Raw genomic sequence first — 14883 nt, 5'->3', positions numbered from 1 at the left:
AATATCTTTGGATGCGAAAAAGTAGGACGGTCATAAAACCGCCCTAAAAAATTTGTACTTGATAAGAGGTAGTTGGATGCTAAAAGAGAAGAATTTCAGGGACAACAGGCAGTCCAAAATGAGACGCGACAGTATTATATTTTTTTGCCATATCGCGAATTTTGGTTATATTTCCACCCAGAGAATCTACAGCTTCTCCTACAGGACCGACTTTGTCTAATGCGTTATTAAGAAAGTCTCGAACTCTCATGAAGTGGCCAGTTTTATCACTAGCATCTTTCTCATTTTCACCTATCTGCTCAATTTCAGAGATTGCATTTTGCACACGATTGCACTCTTTAATGAATCTATCTCTATCGAGTTCATTAACAATCTCATCTTCGGCGTCTGATTTTAAATCTTCGAGTACGTAGTCTGCTGTACCTTTCAGGCTTTTTAAGTCTATCTTGATGTCAACTTGCTGAGACTGCGTTGCTACCTGTGATTGCTCAGAACTAGTAGAGGAACTTATGTTGTTTATGACATCGCCTGTTGTAACGCGAATATCGCCTTGTTTTACTTCAACACTCACATTGATACCCTCACTCTGTTTCTGTTTCGCAACTGAATTCTCGGTTTCTTCTCGTGATTCAATTCCGCTAAGTAGTTGAACAACCGAAAACTCTTCTTTTAGCTTGCCACTAGTATAGGTGGATTTCCCCATTACTTCTAGACCGATAAGTTCGTCGTAGTCTACAAATTCGGTCCTATTGTCATTTAATGGAACTAACTCTCTAACGCCCAAAGCTTTAGTGTTTGGTTCGTTGAGTTTTCGAATTTCATGACGAATAACTGAGAAGTAATCGCGAGCTTGTTGACCTGATACTGTTATTCTTAGTTCGCGTTCAACAGTATACTCTTCAACCAGAGCCTGTACTCCTAGTCCTGTGTCTGTCATGATCGCGCCAGTGCGCCACCTTTTATCATCTGAGATTTGATGGCTCATCCTAACCAGAAAGTTTGGTATAATTGATGGCGGAAGCAAATTATCATATTTAAAGATAAAATTTATCGTGTTTCCTTTTTGTTGAATTTTCTTGGACTTGATTTCTTTAGGCAGTAAATTCGGCACTAAATAAGTTCCATTTTTAGCGCTTCCAACTCTGTGACATAACTCAAATTGGATCATTGATTCGATAATAAATCGTGCTTTATTTACATATTTACCAGGGAATGCTTTATCTAACTCCTGTTGGACATCTGCCAGTTTTATATATCCTTTCTTTCCCTCAAGGAATTTAGAGTTTATAAGCGTATATATACCATCAGTGATCCAATGAGGGCTTAAAATGCCCATATCGAATCCATCTAATTCTTCGAATGCAATAACAACACTCAAATCATGTAGTAGATTTCTTAAGGTCATTTGGGCATCAAAATCAGTTACACCATTGGCGTTACAGATATCAGAAAACTGCGATAATGGAAGATGATCTCTTTCATGAGAAAGAGCTTTGATTTGGTCTTTCACCGTAATCCAGTTTTGTGCAAGCCTTACTTTACGCATTGGAAGATGACGAACTTGTTGATTTATAAGATCTCGTACTCGTTTTATGTTTTCTCTTGTTTTGCACGAAACTGATTCTATAGCTACTAAGTTGGGGTATTTTTCCTTTAATTTACCCTCTGGTATGTTATTAAAAGTAAACATGTCAGATTTGTTTCTTACAATGATGACTTTTGAATTGCCACCAAAAGTTTGAACTTGTTGTAACCAATAGTCTATTTTTTGCTCTTGATGGAGGTCTTCCTTACGATCGTTTATAACTAAAACATATACACATCGCCTTGAAAGAAACAATTGGTGTGTAGCATGCATAATCTGCTGTCCACCGAAGTCCCAGATTGAAGCGTCTACAGAATGCCTATCATTTATAGGCACAGTATATTTGTTTATATTTATACCATGAGTTGTATTTTCCTCTGCATCAAACAACTGGCCATTCAAAGCTTTCATTAGTGATGTTTTGCCCACTTCACCATTACCGAGAAAAACGATTTTGGCTTCATTTAACTCTTCGGTTTCCCCAATCATAGATTGGAAATATGGTTTAATAGCGTCCTCTCCACGTTCAATTATTTCAATTGGTGGTGAAATTAGAGGGTTTCCTCGGAGTTGTATTACATTTTCTATTCGTTCAGAAAAATGGCGATTTTCTACTACGAGTTTAAATTTTTCAGCAAGTGCTCTCGGGATGTCAATTATATTATTATACTGGATATTTAGGTATTTTAGATGTGCTAAATAAAGTACTGGTTCTATACTGTTAATTTTGTTAGCAGGTACGATTAGGCTTTCCAAGTTCGGAAAGCTATTAATAAATGATAAGTTGTCTAGATTACTTCCAGAAATGCTCAAATTACGGAGTGAATTATGAGTCCAATTACTTTCTATATCTAATATTATATTGGTTTTATTTAAAGTAAGGCTATTAATGTTTGGCAAATAAGTTAACGAGGATAGTTTGAAGTCGTCAGTTCTGCTCCTGTCATGCAGTTGTTTTAATGATGGAATTAGAGAATTTATTTCCAGTTCGACTCCATTTGAAACATAAATACTTCTTAGTTGACTAGTATTTATATTTTTTAAATTAATAGGCGATGAGGAGTGTTTTCCTGTGGATAATTCAGTGATCGCAGGGCCTTTTATTTGAGGATTTGAAGTGTCAAGAGATGCGGCTAAGAATTGTAAGTTTCTGCAACCATCCAAGTCATTAAGATTGAGTATTTGTTGAGTGTATATTACCTCAAGTGCTGGTAATGTTAAATTATGGATATCATCAATTATAATGGATGATATCTGTAGTTGTTTAATATCACTAAATAGGTTTATATTTTTTGCTGAAATAGATTTAACATCATCACTTTCTATCTGTAAAGCTTCAACGTTTTTTATAGAATCACCGAGTATTGTTAAGTGGGTATCAGTGATAGTGTCTAAATTTACCTCTTTTAATAGAGGGAAAGGGTTTTGTTGCGAGGTGAATGTCGTTTTTATGCTTGGGATTTTACATAAATTTAAACTAACTAAGTTACAAAAGTTTCTTATTATGTTGATTTCTGTAAATTGACCGGATATATATGCCAATTGTCTTGAAAGGTCACGATCTTCAATCCATATAAGGAGCTCATTCGGGATTGGTTCTTCCTTTAGTTGATGTCCCTCGATAGACAGAAAACATTCATTTATGACTTTGATACAATATTCGTGTTCAAAATTAGTTTCAACTATAGTGGATAGATTATGAAAATCATTTAAATCGACATCAATTGGATTGATGCTGAACTCACTGCCATACAAATATGATAAAAAAACTCGTAGTTCTTCGATTGTCTTCTTATCTATTTCAGGGAGCTCGATTGGCACAGAATTATGTTTACTCATTATGGTTTTCTCAATATGCTGGCCACACGACCAACTACCTCTATATCTTCATCAGAAAAGTCAACAGCCATACTATTAAAAGCGACATCATGTTTGTCGGGTGGCCGTTGAATACATTTAATATTTGACTGTTCAGTCATGTTAAAAAAATTCTTCGCCAGTTTCGACGCAGCACAAACCGGTAATGCGATCAGCTCTGAAAGTTCTAAGAGCATTACGCATTAAACAATATGCGTTTATGTAAGTGTCACCATAATCATTGGAGTCGACTCTTTTAAGAATGATGTTTCGGTTTGATATATTCCCGCTGGCATCACGGTAACTCATGAAGTATATATTGCCCAAAGTAAGGTCGTTTAAGAACGAGAAACCAGAGCCTTTGGCAATGTTGATTTGCTTTGCTGAAGATGGGATTGTGATTTTGTTTTTTTGTAGTTCTTTTTCTTGTTGTTCAAAGTCATCACAGAAATCTGTAAGCATACTGAACAAGTGTAATGCTTCATCGTGATCGAGAGCTTTGTCTGATAAGTACTCCTTTACAACAATAGCTAGCTTTTGCGTTCGAGGGTCTTCTTTCGATTCTGGGTAGCGGTTGAACCATGCCATAAGTTTTTTAGATTCAGCTAAATCAACCACTTCGTCTTCAAGAATCTGATTTGCCAGTTTGTATAGCGCTTTCATGCGGCGTTGGGTAAGAGGTTCGTCGTCAGCAACGTGTGGTCTAACTTTCTCTGTGTTGTTAGTTGGTTTTTGCTGTGTTGCAGCTTGCTCTTTAATGCTTTTTTTAACGGACAACATGCCTTTTTTGATCAGAGAAAGAATACCGCTGAGAATAAAGAAGTTGATTAAGCCCGAGATGGAGAAAAAGATGGCCATCGAAATGGCATTCCCAAGGAGCTCATTTGAAATATACATTCCTAAATAAAGGCAACCAGTGATTACCGCCCAGAGGACAGAAATAACTTTCACCCATAGAGCGTGTGGCCCTTTACAAACTGCAAACGCAAAAGGGATCGGTGCCATAACGGCGCCAATCTTAAGCCCAAGTTTCATTTTTATTTTTCCTAAGCCAATTAAAAATCAGTTTTTCTTCAAAGTCACAGCTACTCGGCCTAGTACCTTGATGTCATGCTCTGATACTTCCAATGTGCTTTCACCAAAAGCAATCGCTAGCTTTTTACCAGGTAAGCGTTGGATTTGATTTATTGAAAGATGACCGTCAACATCGATGAGGTATTTTCCTGATACGGCATCTGTCTCGCCTTTCTCTACCAGAAAAATAGCTTCATTCGTTTCCACTTCAATCGTCGTCACAGGGTTTAGTCCAAAGCTATTGATACGTCGAATTGCGTAAGGTACTTCACCAGTATCTATTAGTTGGCCGTTAGCTAAGCAAAAACTCTCCAATATAACCGTATCTCTTTGAGGTGCAGTGTACTGCACAGGAATATGGCTGCTATAGAAAGGAGCTTGAGGCGATGTTGGCTCTTCTTCATTGATGCCTAGCGCCAGCTTTTTAATAGGAATCCCCATCGCCAAATGAATCCTCACCATGATTTCATGTGACGTTCTATTGTGTAGGTTCCAAGTGCTGAATGTTGATTTTGGAACGTTAAGAATCTGGGATACTTCCGCAAAGTCCTTGCATCCAAGCACTTCTTTAAGCATTTGAGTAAATTCATGCCCTTTTATGTACTCAGGGGCAGGAATTGTTCGTTGTTCACTCATAACATCACCGTGTAACGCAATAACATCGCCAAACGAAGTTTTGATTTCAAAAAGAGCTTGATTAAATCCCGTTTGGCGATCTATTATCTGTTTGTGTTTCGGAGTTACGCCGACCAAAGCAAGTAACAACCGAAGAAGATAGATATAAATGCAAGGATATCACCATGTTAACTTACAAGATACCACCTCTGAGCCCTTATGTGACTTACGAAGAGTACTCTCGAATTACTGGTTTGCCGATGGGCACCATCAAACAGTATGTGACTGAGGGGCGTGTCATCATTAAGCCAAAAGACAAACCTCGCGATAAACCATTGATTAACATGGTTGCAATGCATGAAATGGCGGCTCGTGAAGCCATTGCTGTATTGGGTTAAACCATGCGTTTCTCCTCTCTCATTCCAACCAAATCATACTGCCCCATATGGCTACATGTGTTTGCTTGGATCGTCATTTTCGTACCACCTTTCATGTAAGAGTGTGGATCATGGATGAAAAAATCGCCATGTGCGGATTACGCGAACGCAAACAGCAATCTTTTAATGCTGCATGTAGCGACTTCGCGGTTAATCACAATATGGAAAAGCTAGCACCACGCATCGGGCTGACAGGAAGAATGCTCCGTAACAAGCTGAACCCAGAGCAGCCGCACAAGTTAGACCCGGTAGATTTGGCATTACTGAGTAAAGAGTCTGGCGACTACACCATAGTAAACACGCTGTTTGCTGATCTTGGTGTGGTGACCGTTCAACTGCCACAAGACGGTGAAGAGAAGAACCTATTAGAGCGTACGCTACTAAATAGCCAATATTCGGGTGAGCTGTCTAGCGATGCAATACACATGTGCAGTGCAGACCGTTTACCTCGCAGTCAAAAACGTAAAACCATCGCCAAAGTACAAGCGGCTATCGGCAACTTGGTTTTGTTCGTCAACGATTTAGAAAATCGCACCACAAGCTTTCAGCCTCTAATGCAAATGGGGACAGAGTTTTTAACCAATGGTGCGCCTATTCCAGGCTTAGCCTAAGGAGCCTCTGTGAATAATTTAGCATTTAAACAACAGCAGCAAACGCCAGATGCAGCAGAAAGCATCGCGGCATGTAAAGCGCTTTTCAATGGTGAAACGACGCGTTGCAAATTGAAAAAAATGTTTAATCAACTGCCAGATAAAAGCCGTGGTTTGGTGCTTATTGCAGGTGGATTACCTGCAAAAGACTACCAACGTGAATTTGAGTCGTTTGACGATTTAGAACTGCAAAAAATCCGTCTTGGAATGAAGTACCTCAAAGAGATGGTAGTCGTTTTTGACAATAGCTTGGGTGACGTTCGTCGCCTCAAACATTACCAGTTTAGTCGTACCCATTAACTCTCCATGTGTTTGCCCCCTCCAGGTTCCTGAGGGAAGGGGGCTTTTTTTTCGTCTTAGCGTAGGAGCTTCGAAGATGAATCAAGACCTAAACCAAGTTGCCAACAAGTTAGCCGTACAAGCCACGATCAACAGCCTTTTCGCATTGGCTCTCGACAGTGCAGACATTATCAGTGTGCGCATTGAGTTTTCGTCATCAATGAACTTACTGAATGTGATTGTGTTTGATGCCAATTCACCCACACATGCTCATAACGTTGTGTTGATTGATAAGGAGCAAGCATTGGCGGAGTTGCTAGCGATTGAAGACAACCTGATTGAACACATTGCTCTTCGTCGTGATGAACAAGAAGCGGAGGATGCAGCATGAGCACTTGCACAATTGACGATAAGCAATTGATTGAGTTTCTAAAAGATCGCTTAGAGGAATGTTGTGACTGTATAGAAGCTGGTTATGAGATTGCTCGTTCGGCTGGCTTCATGACTTCCGATGCGGAATTAACTGTAGAGGGTGGACGTTACTTTATTGAAATGGCGAATCGATATTTGGAAGAGTTAGAGCGCAGATCATGAAATACGCAGCAATCATGCTTTGTCCTGATGGCGGTGTTATCCGCCATGAGGAAACACAAGAAGTCGCCAACGTATTAGTTGGTGATTTTGATTCACTAGAGCAAGCGATCGAACAGGCCTGTTATTCCCTGAACTGTATTCACTTATTGAAAGGCGTTTTGAGTAAGGGAAACGGAAAAGGCGGTTTTATGTTGGTGACAACGCAGGAATTGTCTTCGGTATGAATCAGTCAGAATTATTATATATCGGTGGGGCAGTGATGCCCCTTGATCGAATCCGAAAAAACGATGCCAGCTATAATGCTGGTTTTTTAGGTTCCAAAATTTACTCAGACCAAGAACAAGCACTGCTTGATAGTGGTTTGGTCAAAAAAATGCCGATTTATGATCGCGTACTAGACCAAAAACCTAAACGCGAAAGCGAGCTTCAAACCAGAACAGATTTATTCAAAGCCATCAATCATCGCTCAAAACACGACCGCGAAGCGGCGGCGAGAATCGCCGAAGAGTATAGGCTAGTCAAAGGGCGCAAAAGTCCGACAGAAAAATTCCGAGCTAGAAAAGACAAGCAAATTCAGACGTTAATGCGTTTGGGTAAGTCTCTACGCCCTAAAAATGTTGTAAGCGGCACGGACGCTAACTTTAACCATGATGCGCTGTATGAGTCTAACGAGCGCTCACGGCCATGTATTTTGAACCAAAACGGTAAGCGTGCGCGTGGTGAGCCAAAAGGTAAAATCCCAATTTCTATGCAGCTAATGCATCGAGAGTGGAACGAAACCTATAAGTTCCAGGCAATAACGGAAACGCCATCCAGTGCAGCGCCTGCACAAAACTGCGGTGAGCGATTCACTGAGAAATTGACCTCTCGTGCGGTAAGCCGAATCTTTGAAGCCGGTGCATATACGGCAGCTTGTCATGGCGGTTTTTCTACGTTTTTAACTCTGACCTTTACCAAAGCACAGCGACTTGCTTTGTTTGGTGGCATGGTCGATGAAAGTGATTGTATTTCGGCAGGCTCTCACCATCCGGTGATCTACAAGCGTAACATGGTGACAGTACGTGCGAAGCGTGGAGAAAAGAAAGTTGCTCATCCTATTAGTGATATCGGCGGAGAGTATTGGTTATTTCCAACGCGAGACAGTAAGCGTATCAAAGTGATGAACCAGAATGGGGTCATTGCTGGGCCTTACTGCGATATCAAGCAAAAGCCAAAACAAGCTTTCACGATGGAAAAGACGGCAGAGAGCACCATCGGTAAGGAAATGTCGCGCTTCATTGATGCTGCTAAGAAGATGTATCAACGAGGATGGATTGCTGATCATACTGTGAAAATTGACCAAGACTCAGGCCAGAAATATTGTGACTTAGCCCATGAGAAAGTAGTGAAATACGTACAGCCAAGTGATGTTGGTCCAAGCAATAAAGCGGCAGATTTTCATTATATTTGGGTAGCTGAGTGCCCGGCTAATGAAGACGGCGAACCAAACCCTCATGTTCATGTGTTATTGCGTTGGACTGTACCAGAACATTTATTCAGTCCTTGGGCCAGAAGACTAGAGAAAATTTGGGGGCATGGCTTTGCTAACTTGGAGCGAATCAAGAAACCAAAAGCCGCCGGTTCTTACATCATTAAAGCGGTTGGGTACGCCGCAAAAGGTGAAAATGCAGATCAAGGTTTGATTAAAGGTAACCGCTACAATATTGCAAAGTGTTCACGCGCACCTGCCTGGGAAACTTTAGCTTCTTTTGAAGCTGGTAACATGACTGCCATCATCAAAGAACTTGGCCATAAATTGGGTCAATGGAAAAAACCGCTACAGCGTCAAATTCGAAAGTTGCGAAGTGATAAAGCCCAGACCATCAAGGCTAAAGCAATCGCCAAAAAACAACAAAAGCCAGAGGAATATCAAAATAAGCTATATCAACGAATTATCAGACTAGAGAAACAAGCAGAGAAGTTGAGCCAACAAGTTCGTGCGCGGGGAGTACATGTAAGCAGCGCAAACCGTTTTTGTATCACTTTTGAGGGTGAGCTAGCGAAAGAGAATGTCGACAATTTTATGTTGTGGGCTGCCGGCGCACGCGGGTGGGGGCTAAAGTGTCGAGATATTGATATGAGCGACATCAAAGCCGTCGCTGATGAGCGTTATCAATATGCATTTACTCAGTTCAAAGAAAAGCAGTGCTATTGGAAAGCCGTATTGAATGATGAAGTACCTTACTTCGACCAAGATGAAAGGGAAGAGTACTATTGGCGAACCGTCACTATGGATTATCTCGAAGGGCGGTTTCAGCCAATGTTGAATTAGGATGAGTTATGTCGAAATCTAAAAGCTAGATGATTACTACCAAAAAAAGACATCATGTTGTTAGATCTGAAACGTGGCTAACAGATGAAGTGCTTGCAGCTAAAAGACGTATTGAAGCGTTCCAAGACCCGAATCATTCACATATCAGGGAAGCTAACAAAGAAGCACGTAAGCGTAAACTTGATGAGCTTGAGGGTAAAGCTGTGCGTAGTTATGGAAATGTTTGAGGGTGAGTAATCTACAACTGACTTGTCGTTTTTCCTTGAATTAGAGGAAGACTGAGCGTTGATTTTAAGTGTTTGTCGGTGGTTTTTAAGTAAAAAAGTTAAATATTTTTCTACACATATTGGTGTTAGTATTTTCGTGCTTTTCCTTATCTACGTCTGAGGCTTGGTCTATTGCTGAGTTAATCAGCTTTTGTCGAATGTTATTGTCTGAAATGTAACGATATACAAGGGGGCTAGTCCCCCTCTTGTTATCAACCTTTCGTTCGGAATGTGGACTATCGTTATTAGCCTTGGTGTCATGTATGTAATAGCGCTTACGGTGCGCTTCTTGCTTAGCGTGAATCACCTTTTCACATGCCTTGAATATAAAGTTTATTAATGCAGCCTTTCTATATGCAAGTATTTTTTCATCAATATAGCCATATTCGGAAGATTCTATTAACCATTCGAGGCGGCGAATGACGTTGTGGTAGTCTATATTTAGCAACTGTGTTTCAGTTAGACTTTGATGATTTTCATCCTTTTTGAGACGTCTAATTAATTCTACTCGACGAATCAGTTTTGACGTAGCATCCCAATATTCATGGTCTAGGTCTAAAGCATTTAGTTGGTTTATTGTCGTTCGCCTTACAAATTCCTGTCGATTTGAACTTATGGCACTTAAGGCTGCTAAAGCCCCCAATAATGCTGACATGGCAATTGCAAATGGAGCTAGCAATAGTTCGATACTCTTAATAAATCCTCGGAAGCTGTTAGAAGCGTAAGGAATAGTAGTTCCAATCTCTACTGCGAGAACAACAAATATGAGAAGTGTTATTACTACAAGGCGGTAAATGAATACTTTCTTTTTTTTAGTATTTTCCCCAGGACGAGTGTTCATTGGAAACTCCATTACAAGCTAGTGGATCTTGGTGCGTATTTTTTGAACAGCACACTCTATTATAGTTGCAGATATGGCAGGACCTAACTCATTCACAGAGTTTTTAAGTGCTACTACGCCTCTACCTGACCTTTTTTGCTTACGGGCTTTGGGCATTAAAGGGATGTTCATGTGATTTGCATCGTGAAAAAGTAGTTCAGGAAAGTAACTGATGAGTGAATTATGTCTGCAAAATGCTGTAGAAAGCTGTATAGATATACAGTATATTTCTCTTGTGATTGGTAAGGATGTTGATATGTCTGGCAAAATTCAAAAAGACATTGTTTTGTCTGCTTTAGAGATCGTCATTGATGGGGTTGCCAATAGTGAGGCAACGGAGAGAACGCGTGAAGCGGGAGCCTATATTGCAGGCTTAATCCTTGCTGATATGAAAGGGCAGTTGGACCCAGATAAACAAAAAGCCATCTTGAGTATCATCGAGATGGCTTCTGAAATCGATAGCCCGGCATTTATAGTGCAATAGGTTAGAACATTGAGAGTTGTTGGCGAAGTTGTTGCCGCGTCTCTGGCGGCAGCGCTTTACATAATTCAGCGGCCATGTGACTTGTTGTTTTCGCTGATGGGCTTAGCGTGTGACTAAAATACAGGGACATAACAAACTCATGCCCACAGGTTGGGTTCTTACATTTGCAGTACAAATCTGCACAATCAAATGATAGGCGGTTGGTTTTACTAATGATCGCTCGCTCCCCACAACCGCACTGAATGCGCGTTCCTTGTAGTGTTGGCCTGCTAATGGCACCAATACCCAAATGTAATTTCGATGGTTTAAGAGAATGCCGATAGCCAATTGAGCTAACAAAAGTGTGCCCACATTCTGGGTTGGAGCAAGAGCAGAATAAGTCTGCGCTGTTAGCTTCTTGCGGAATACTTCTACCTACAATTGCACGTTCACTGCACTTACAAAGAACTTTCATAAACAAACACCTAACTGACTGACAGCGATAGTTTACTAAAAGGTCATGTATATTTATACAGTTTAATCTTTCGCCACCGCATGCGGTGGTTTTTGTTTGCGTGCTGAAAATCGACAGACGTAAAGGAGCGTGGAAGTGACGTAAAACGCACTCCTCCTCCCCACCTGCGACGTTTGCGATCTAAAAAATTTTGAAATTCTATTGAACGCAAAAATGTAGGGGGCCAAGAGGCATCCAGAGAAGCAATAAACCCTTTGCCAGTCAAGGCTCTACGTGGATTCAAACGGGGCTCAGAATGGTGCGTATTGGACCTGATAAAATTTCAATGATTGAAATTTTTTGCAAGAAATTGAAAAAATGGTTGGGGCTTAGTGGCACAGTGATGTTCGTAACTGCCTGATATAAAGTGAATTTTGTATTTTACGTCACGGTTTTGAATGATCTGATTGATCTAGAAATGATCTGCAAAGTATCAATAAACCTAGATGTAACAAGGGCTGAACACGAATGTCAGCCCAAATAGAAATTTCAATTTATTTCAAAGCGCTAAGCAGTCTCTTGCCCGGTTCCCAAGTCAAATGTGACGTGCAAATGCTTAGGAACTTCTGGGTCTGAGTTAATCTCATCCATCATTAATTTGCACACTGGAATGATCTCATCCTTGGCGTATTCAATGCCGACTTTAATTGGGTCAGGACTGGCCGCGCCAGGAACAGGCAACATGCCGCCTTTACCTGGTGGGAATCGGTGGCCGACCAAAATGTCTTGCGCGGTAATGTTCTTGATCCGCTCAAACTCATCTTTAGTGGCGATGTCACCGACTGGGATAAGTTGAATGCCTTTCTCTGCACCATTGGGGATGTTCACAAACATGCTTTGGAAGTTGCCCACACCTTTGGAACTTCGAATGGCGGCTTTGAGGTCTTTCTCATCTTCTTTGCTTAAGTTCGGGTCCGTCGCATAGAAGATAAACCCCATGTGTGCACCGTTTAGATAATAACGGCGACGAAATAGGGTAGCTTCTTTGTTAAGCAGTGAGCTTTGAATACTGCCCACGTAATCCGCAATGCCATAGATTTGCTGCTCAGGGTCATATTGGGCTAAGAAAATCACGTTCTTCTGCAGCAGAGTTTTTTGCTCAATTTGTCCATTGGTCCCGCGATACAAAAACGCAAAGTCTCCATTTCTGCGACGGCGTAAAAACATGGTTGGGATTGGGTCGAGACGAATCACTTTGCCAAAGTAGTCACGCACTTTAAGCCAGGCGCAATCACCAAAGGTAAAGTAATCGTGGCAGTTGCCTTGCAATTGGCGTCGACGCATTCCGCCGCCTTGAACAAATCGAGCGGTCACATAGTTAGCACGCGCACGCAGCAGAGAACCATGATAGGCATTGGCTCGTGAAATTTTCGCCAAGCCACGGCGTGAAAGCGGCGGCTCCCAATAATCATTAAACTCATTGTAAAAAAGCGGGTTGTAGTCAGTCAGCCAGCGGTTTGGGTCTATGGGTTCGGCAACGGGGTCAAGGCTATACGTCGATTCGGCCTTTGGTGTGCTGATATCAATAAGTGCTTCGGTCATGCTGCTAAGTCCCAGGTCGATTTGGTTGGATTACTGTGATCTAAAGGTTCATTAATAATGGCGTGGCTGATGGCCCAAAATGCGTCTGCGTGTCCGGTCAGTTCACTGCGTTCGGCTTTAAATGTCATGTTGCCACCGCTTTGTGTTGGTGCGCGTTTGATTGCCATAAATGCCATGGCGATGTCTTTTTCATTGGCGTCGAACTGAATACGTTTGGCTTCAACGACATCAATCATTTTCATTACCAGGCGGGTTTTGTTTTCATTGCTGTAATGAATCGCCACGGCTTCACGTGGGAACATTTTATGGATTAAGTCCCAAACACCGGCACCGATACCCGTGGTATCGATTCCGATGTAAGTCATGTTGTAGCGCTTAGAGATTTTCTCTATCTGCGCCACTTGATATTGGAAGTTCAGACCTTTCCAGTAGTGCTTTTCTAAAATTCGAAACTTCTCTACGGCCACAATGGGTGGTGCCACCACGACAAAACAGCCATTGTCTCGGGTTCGGGATGGGTCATAACCGCCCCAAACCTCACGGCGCCCAAATGGATGGTCACTGTTCTTCGCAAAGTCTTGCCACAGCTCGGTATCCACCATGGCTTTTTCAAGGTCAGAGAACTTGAATACCGCATTGGCGCCATCGACAAATACACACATGAATAGGTTGTCGAAGTCATCTTTGCTGTATTCATCACGCAGTTCGTCAATATCAAACAGGTCACAACCACCTGCAGCAGCATCTTCAATGGTGACCACATAACGCCACTGTTTATCTGGACATAAGCGGCCACCATCGCGGTACTCATCGAAACTAGGAAAAGCAATATTGGCGCGGTTGTTGTCATTGCCTCGCCACAAGTCACCGGTCCAAAATGGATAAGCCTGGTGTGTTTTACTGGATGGGGTAGAGAAGTAGGTTTTGCGCCACTTCTTATGGGTTGCCATCGCAGAAGCGAGTTTGTTCAGTTTGGCAAAGTCGCGGATCCAGAAATACTCATCGATATAAACGTGGCCGTGATAACTCTGAGCGGTGTTGGAGTTGGTTGATAAAAAATGCAGCTCCGCCCCGTTAGGCAACATCATTGGGTTGCCTTTAAGTTCGATGTCTAAGAACTCTTTGGCAATGGCGATGATGTAGCGGCGGAATACTTCGGACTGAGCGCGAGAGGCCGACAGGAATATTTGGTTATCACCAGTGAGCACCGCATTCTCTAATGCTTCACCACTAAAGTAATACGTTGCCCCAATTTGGCGTGATTTTAAAATATTGCGAGTACGCTGAAATAGGTTGTCACGCATCACATGCTGATAACCAAACAGTGATTCATGCCAAAGCGCAAAACTCTTTTCTGAAATGCCCTCAAATGCCGCCGCTTTCTTGCTGTCCGATTTGTTTTTCTTCTTGCTCGATTTCTGCGGTTTCGTTGCCGTGCTATCGCCTGAGCTCACCGCTTTTGAGTCGGTATGATTGGCCGAATTTTCTGGTTTGCTTTCGGCTCGCAGCTTTTTGAGTTTGGTGTGATGGTTGATGAGCATGTCCAGCATCTTGAGCTGCGCTGGCGTGGGATCATCTTTCTCAATTAATACGTCAATTCTGCGCGCTATCGATTCATCAATAGTTTGCTCGCGCAGCATATCCCGCCAACCGTGTTTGTCGGCCCAGTAATAGATGATGCGATTACTGTTAATGCCAAGTTCGGTAGCGATCTCTTGTGGTGTCCAAGCCTTTAAATAGAGGGCTCGGGCAGCGTGTCGGGTTTCAGTTGAATAAGCCATAGACGCATCATACGCCCCAATAAAACCCGTATTCG

General features: G+C 41.9%; 15 protein-coding genes and 1 pseudogene. 8 read left to right on the top strand and 8 right to left on the bottom strand.

Features of this window, described 5'->3' with window-relative positions; all coding sequences use genetic code 11:
• Positions 1-79: 79 nt before the first annotated feature.
• From KHN78_RS17625 to KHN78_RS17615, 3 genes are all read right to left on the bottom strand, one after another.
• A complete protein-coding gene (locus tag KHN78_RS17625) occupies positions 80-3424 on the bottom strand; it encodes a COR domain-containing protein (protein WP_211917688.1) in 3345 nt (1114 codons plus the stop codon).
• 141 nt (positions 3425-3565) lie between these two features.
• On the bottom strand, positions 3566-4477 hold the full coding sequence (locus KHN78_RS17620; protein WP_211917686.1) for a hypothetical protein: 912 nt from the start codon (positions 4475-4477) through the stop codon (positions 3566-3568).
• A gap of 27 nt (positions 4478-4504) precedes the next feature.
• On the bottom strand, positions 4505-5152 hold the full coding sequence (locus tag KHN78_RS17615) for a phage repressor protein CI (RefSeq protein WP_211917684.1): 648 nt from the start codon (positions 5150-5152) through the stop codon (positions 4505-4507).
• 164 nt (positions 5153-5316) lie between these two features.
• Here KHN78_RS17615 and KHN78_RS17610 point away from each other — a divergent pair, with 164 nt between their 5' ends.
• From KHN78_RS17610 to KHN78_RS17580, 7 genes are all read left to right on the top strand, one after another.
• Positions 5317-5529, top strand: coding sequence for a hypothetical protein (locus tag KHN78_RS17610; RefSeq protein ID WP_211917682.1), 213 nt, complete (start codon positions 5317-5319; stop codon positions 5527-5529).
• 110 nt (positions 5530-5639) lie between these two features.
• Positions 5640-6179 carry a phage regulatory CII family protein gene (locus tag KHN78_RS17605; RefSeq protein ID WP_211917680.1) on the top strand — a complete coding sequence of 180 codons (540 nt, stop codon included), beginning with the start codon at positions 5640-5642 and terminating at the stop codon, positions 6177-6179.
• Between the two features lie 9 nt (positions 6180-6188).
• Positions 6189-6518 (top strand): hypothetical protein, encoded by a 330-nt coding sequence (locus KHN78_RS17600; protein ID WP_211917678.1) that lies wholly within the window; start codon positions 6189-6191, stop codon positions 6516-6518.
• A 76-nt stretch (positions 6519-6594) separates the two neighbouring features.
• Entirely contained in the window at positions 6595-6888 is a 294-nt protein-coding gene (locus KHN78_RS17595; RefSeq protein WP_211917676.1) for a hypothetical protein, read from the top strand.
• Positions 6885-7091, top strand: coding sequence for a hypothetical protein (locus KHN78_RS17590; protein WP_211917674.1), 207 nt, complete (start codon positions 6885-6887; stop codon positions 7089-7091). Before KHN78_RS17595 ends, KHN78_RS17590 begins: the two co-directional genes overlap by 4 nt.
• On the top strand, positions 7088-7315 hold the full coding sequence (locus tag KHN78_RS17585) for a hypothetical protein (RefSeq protein WP_211917672.1): 228 nt from the start codon (positions 7088-7090) through the stop codon (positions 7313-7315). Before KHN78_RS17590 ends, KHN78_RS17585 begins: the two co-directional genes overlap by 4 nt.
• Positions 7312-9402, top strand: a complete 2091-nt coding sequence (locus KHN78_RS17580) for a hypothetical protein (protein WP_211917670.1) — start codon at positions 7312-7314, stop codon at positions 9400-9402. Before KHN78_RS17585 ends, KHN78_RS17580 begins: the two co-directional genes overlap by 4 nt.
• Positions 9403-9714: 312 nt before the next feature.
• Here KHN78_RS17580 and KHN78_RS17575 read toward each other — a convergent pair whose 3' ends face one another.
• Positions 9715-10509: a hypothetical protein gene (locus KHN78_RS17575; protein WP_211917668.1), complete on the bottom strand. Its 795-nt coding sequence runs from the start codon at positions 10507-10509 to the stop codon at positions 9715-9717.
• A 211-nt stretch (positions 10510-10720) separates the two neighbouring features.
• On the opposite strand from KHN78_RS17575, the gene KHN78_RS17570 reads away from it, so the two are divergent.
• Positions 10721-11032: a hypothetical protein gene (locus tag KHN78_RS17570; RefSeq protein ID WP_411912351.1), complete on the top strand. Its 312-nt coding sequence runs from the start codon at positions 10721-10723 to the stop codon at positions 11030-11032.
• 1 nt (position 11033) lies between these two features.
• Here the strand turns inward: KHN78_RS17570 and KHN78_RS17565 are convergent, their stop codons facing one another.
• The 4 genes and pseudogenes from KHN78_RS17565 to KHN78_RS17550 all read right to left on the bottom strand — a co-directional run bounded on the left by KHN78_RS17565 (position 11034) and on the right by KHN78_RS17550 (position 14848).
• Complete coding sequence (locus KHN78_RS17565; RefSeq protein WP_411912357.1) at positions 11034-11276, bottom strand: ogr/Delta-like zinc finger family protein; 243 nt, start codon at positions 11274-11276, stop codon at positions 11034-11036.
• A 138-nt stretch (positions 11277-11414) separates the two neighbouring features.
• Positions 11415-11486: pseudogene (locus KHN78_RS21865) on the bottom strand (hypothetical protein); the annotation flags it as partial.
• Between the two features lie 546 nt (positions 11487-12032).
• The gene (locus KHN78_RS17555; RefSeq protein ID WP_211917664.1) at positions 12033-13067 is read right to left on the bottom strand and encodes a phage portal protein; all 1035 of its coding nucleotides are present in this window, start codon (positions 13065-13067) and stop codon (positions 12033-12035) included.
• Positions 13064-14848: a terminase large subunit domain-containing protein gene (locus KHN78_RS17550; protein WP_211917662.1), complete on the bottom strand. Its 1785-nt coding sequence runs from the start codon at positions 14846-14848 to the stop codon at positions 13064-13066. Before KHN78_RS17550 ends, KHN78_RS17555 begins: the two co-directional genes overlap by 4 nt.
• Between the last annotated feature and the right edge of the window lie 35 nt (positions 14849-14883).

It is taken from the genome of Vibrio sp. B1REV9 (assembly GCF_905175395.2).
Taxonomy (GTDB): domain Bacteria; phylum Pseudomonadota; class Gammaproteobacteria; order Enterobacterales; family Vibrionaceae; genus Vibrio; species Vibrio alfacsensis.
This window is presented reverse-complemented; position numbering and strand designations above follow the sequence as displayed.

Excerpts from the sequence above, each read along its gene's own strand:
- KHN78_RS17625 (WP_211917688.1), bottom strand. The coding sequence starts at position 3,424 with ATGAGTAAACATAATTCTGTGCCAATCGAGCTCCCTGAAATAGATAAG.
- KHN78_RS17620 (WP_211917686.1), bottom strand. The coding sequence starts at position 4,477 with ATGAAACTTGGGCTTAAGATTGGCGCCGTTATGGCACCGATCCCTTTT.
- KHN78_RS17615 (WP_211917684.1), bottom strand. The coding sequence starts at position 5,152 with ATGAGTGAACAACGAACAATTCCTGCCCCTGAGTACATAAAAGGGCAT.
- KHN78_RS17610 (WP_211917682.1), top strand. The coding sequence starts at position 5,317 with ATGTTAACTTACAAGATACCACCTCTGAGCCCTTATGTGACTTACGAA.
- KHN78_RS17605 (WP_211917680.1), top strand. The coding sequence starts at position 5,640 with ATGGATGAAAAAATCGCCATGTGCGGATTACGCGAACGCAAACAGCAA.
- KHN78_RS17595 (WP_211917676.1), top strand. The coding sequence starts at position 6,595 with ATGAATCAAGACCTAAACCAAGTTGCCAACAAGTTAGCCGTACAAGCC.
- KHN78_RS17590 (WP_211917674.1), top strand. The coding sequence starts at position 6,885 with ATGAGCACTTGCACAATTGACGATAAGCAATTGATTGAGTTTCTAAAA.
- KHN78_RS17585 (WP_211917672.1), top strand. The coding sequence starts at position 7,088 with ATGAAATACGCAGCAATCATGCTTTGTCCTGATGGCGGTGTTATCCGC.
- KHN78_RS17580 (WP_211917670.1), top strand. The coding sequence starts at position 7,312 with ATGAATCAGTCAGAATTATTATATATCGGTGGGGCAGTGATGCCCCTT.
- KHN78_RS17575 (WP_211917668.1), bottom strand. The coding sequence starts at position 10,509 with ATGAACACTCGTCCTGGGGAAAATACTAAAAAAAAGAAAGTATTCATT.
- KHN78_RS17570 (WP_411912351.1), top strand. The coding sequence starts at position 10,721 with ATGAGTGAATTATGTCTGCAAAATGCTGTAGAAAGCTGTATAGATATA.
- KHN78_RS17555 (WP_211917664.1), bottom strand. The coding sequence starts at position 13,067 with ATGACCGAAGCACTTATTGATATCAGCACACCAAAGGCCGAATCGACG.
- KHN78_RS17550 (WP_211917662.1), bottom strand. The coding sequence starts at position 14,848 with ATGGCTTATTCAACTGAAACCCGACACGCTGCCCGAGCCCTCTATTTA.